Below are 1,309 nucleotides of genomic sequence, written 5' to 3'. Positions count from 1 at the left end.
TCCAACGAAGTCGGTCTATTTGTAAATGCTGGAACAGGAAGTATCATTCAAAATTTGGGTGTAACAGACATTGATTTCACAGGAGAACATGTAGCAGGTATGGCAAGAAATAATAGAGGGACGATTTCCAACAGCTACTCTACGGGAAGTATTACTGCTTCCAGTACAGCAGGGGGGTTTGTGGGGCAAAACATAGTAGAGATTACAAATAGTTATTCAACCGTAACTGTAAACAGCAGTGGTAGCGCTGGCGGATTTGTTAGATATAATTTTCCAAGCGGTTCTATTTCAGGCAGCCACTACTCGGGAGAAGTAACCGGAGCTACTTATGCGGGTGGATTTGCGGCAGAAAATGCAGGCACCATAACAACAAGCTATGCCATGGGTACCGTACAAGCAGGAACATATGGGGGTGGCTTTGTTGGGTATAGCAGTGGTTCCATTGATGATAGTTACTCGACAGCGGATATTTCCGGAACAGAAAGGGTTGGGGGTTTTATTGGGCGAAATCATGATGGAACTATTTCTAGAGGGTATGCCACAGGAGTTGTATTTGGCACTACCACAGTTGGGGGGCTTATAGGGCTTAACGAAGGCGGAACCGTAGCGGAAGCGTATTGGGACTCAACCGCAAGTGGGCAATTACTCGCTTTTGGAAGTGACGACAATTCCCAAATGGCAACAGGTTTATCTACCTCTCAAAGTAAAACGAAAGTAAATTATTCAGGATTTGATTTTAGCTCTGTATGGACAATTCATAGCAATTTTACAAGACCATACTTGCAATCTAACCATAAAGATTCTGTGGACGGGTTTGACTTAGATTTCTTTACCGTGAATGGAATCGGAACCGAAGCAGATCCCTACCAAATCGCAAACTTAGCCAACCTTTCGTGGATAAGTGATAACGAAACCGAATGGAGTAAGCACTTTCAACTAACGGACAATATTGATGCAAGCCCAAGCCAAACTTGGAACGATAGCCTTGGCTTTTCACCCATTGGGAATTCATCCACAAAATTTACCGGAAGTCTTGATGGTCAGAATCACTACATAAACGGGCTTACCATTAACCAGCCAAGCTCTAATTTTTTGGGCTTGTTCGGCTATTTTTCGGATGCCACCATTGCTAACTTACATTTAGAGGATATCGACTATAAAGCCTCTAGTTATGTGGGCGGTTTGGTAGGTTTTAATGCGGGCTCAACCATCACCAATACTACCATAAGCGGTAGTTTAGTGGCAAAAGATCGAGTAGGTGGGCTTATAGGCTGGACCCAAACGGCGCATTCCGGGCCAGAACTTAGCG

The 1,309-nt window shown here is 44.2% G+C and carries 1 protein-coding gene; it reads left to right on the top strand.

The genetic code is table 11. The features are described 5' to 3' along the window. Positions 1 to 1,309, top strand: a 1,309-nt coding sequence (locus ABJV04_RS00050; protein ID WP_348489062.1) for a GLUG motif-containing protein, incomplete at both ends; no start/stop codon positions are given.

Source organism: Aliiglaciecola sp., from assembly GCF_039982535.1.
GTDB lineage: Bacteria > Pseudomonadota > Gammaproteobacteria > Enterobacterales > Alteromonadaceae > Aliiglaciecola.
The sequence above is the reverse complement of the archived record's forward strand: the minus strand, read 5'-3'. Positions and strand labels throughout refer to the sequence as shown.